Here is a 1,725-nt window from a genome sequence, read left to right on the forward strand (position 1 = left end):
TGGCATTTGCTAAGTTGCACTTTTTTTAGCTAACTTGCTTGCAAACAAAGATATGGACGACAGGGGAAACGCCCCGGATAGGAAGATTTGGGTTCGTTGGTCAGCTCCGTGTGACACGAGAAACGCCTTCGTTTGACAATTTAAAGGTGAGTTAGGGCAATTCCCCCTGACAGGGTGAGCGTTTTGTAAGCTAAAGAAAATTGGCATGAGTAAACTGATTGCGACTACAAGCATAGCCATGAGTTATATTCAACTCATTGTCGTTTTTGTTCTCTCAGTTTCATTGCTACTGGGATTATATTTAGGGAGTTTTTTCTTAGCCTCGATCTCGTTCGTAGCCATTACTTATTTACTTTACAGGTCGTGGCTTTACGAAGTGAAAATCAGTGATGATTCGATTTTGATAAGCCATATTTTCTATGGCCCCAAAAGGTACTCTAAAAGCGAATTTGTAGGCATTTACAAACAGCCATTCCCGTTTCCAACTCTACAAATCCGATTTATTGATGGGCGGAGCTATTCATTTTTTCCTTTGGTATCCAAAGTTGATTGGGATTATAGCAGCTATGATAAGTACATAGCTTACTGGAACAAAGAGTTGGCCTTGCAGTAAGCGGATAGTGCTTTTTGCCCGCTTCGCGCTGTCACCCTGCCGGGCGACAGGACGCTCGCCGGTTGGGAAGGCTTTGCAGCCCAACCAAACAGGGGTGTAAAGGTTGCAGCTTGGTCGCGTTCAGGCACGTAGAGTTATTATCTATCAACCCCTGTTGGCGTTGGGTGCGCCAAACAGCAGAAAAGTGTGTTTTCGGGCTTCGGTCGACAAGGGCCTTGCCTCTGCTTAGAGCGGTGGGTTTTCATTCCTAAGTTCCGGCTGACAAGGCAAACGTCCTGGTAGGGCAAACTTAGGTTTCCATTTCTAACTTGCGTGCGACAAAGCGAATACCACGCTTGGTAAGTATCAAAAGTTAGTTTGACGCCTTTTCACCACACTTTATAGTTCGAAGAAATGAATACTGCGGAAGAATTAAGCCTTGAGGAAATGCTCACTAATCCATATTCTTTTCAAGAAGAGGATGAGATTATACTTTTTTTCAATCGTATTCTTCTCTTCATGGTCATGCTTTTTGACAACACTAAAGAGGAGGCTGTACAGAAAATCAACCAGTATTACGAGTATAGTCAAGCTAGGCAGCAGATCATGCAAAAAGATAAATTTTGGAAAAACTACAAACTTGACTGGATCGAAGATTTGGGGCATGAAGAATCCTATCTATCATCCTTTATAATTCAACATCATTTTTTACCAGAGCCTAAAGAAGATTTTTTTGAATGGAGGCATAAAATAGACAAGGATACATCACCAGAGTTTACCTCTAAGCGAAAAAAAGTCTTTGATTATCAAAACGAAATGATTGATGCCTTACATATAGCTCTTAATAATGGAAGGGCAGTCAAACAGAAAAATATTTAATAGCACGTACCGGGTGACAGGATGCTCGCCGGTTGGGAAGCGGGGCAGCCCAACCAAACAGGAGTGTAAAGGCAGGCAGTTACATTTGTTATTTGAAGCGGCCTCATCAACCATCAGCCCCTGTTGGCGTTGGGTGAAGCGCCCAAAAGTAGTGCTCGTTTGTGGGCTCTCGTGCGACAGGGAGAACGTCCCGAAGGCGGGCTGTTTAACTCGTTGGTCGGCTCCCGTTGACAAGCCAACCCCGGAGTTGGGAA

General features: G+C 43.9%; 2 protein-coding genes. One reads left to right on the forward strand and one right to left on the reverse strand.

From position 1 onward, the window contains the following. Positions 1–1,006: 1,006 nt before the first annotated feature. Positions 1,007–1,471: a hypothetical protein gene (locus ACYVGR_RS37460; protein ID WP_460966025.1), complete on the forward strand. Its 465-nt coding sequence runs from the start codon at positions 1,007–1,009 to the stop codon at positions 1,469–1,471. On the opposite strand, the gene ACYVGR_RS37465 is transcribed toward ACYVGR_RS37460, so the two are convergent. After that, positions 1,421–1,725, reverse strand: a 305-nt coding sequence (locus tag ACYVGR_RS37465) for a hypothetical protein (protein WP_460966027.1), incomplete at its 5' end; no start/stop codon positions are given. The genes ACYVGR_RS37460 and ACYVGR_RS37465 overlap by 51 nt on opposite strands.

The sequence above is a fragment of the Spirosoma litoris genome (assembly GCF_054776755.1).

Coding starts and splice junctions, on each gene's coding strand:
- ACYVGR_RS37460 (WP_460966025.1), top strand. CDS start 1,007: ATGAATACTGCGGAAGAATTAAGCCTTGAGGAAATGCTCACTAATCCA.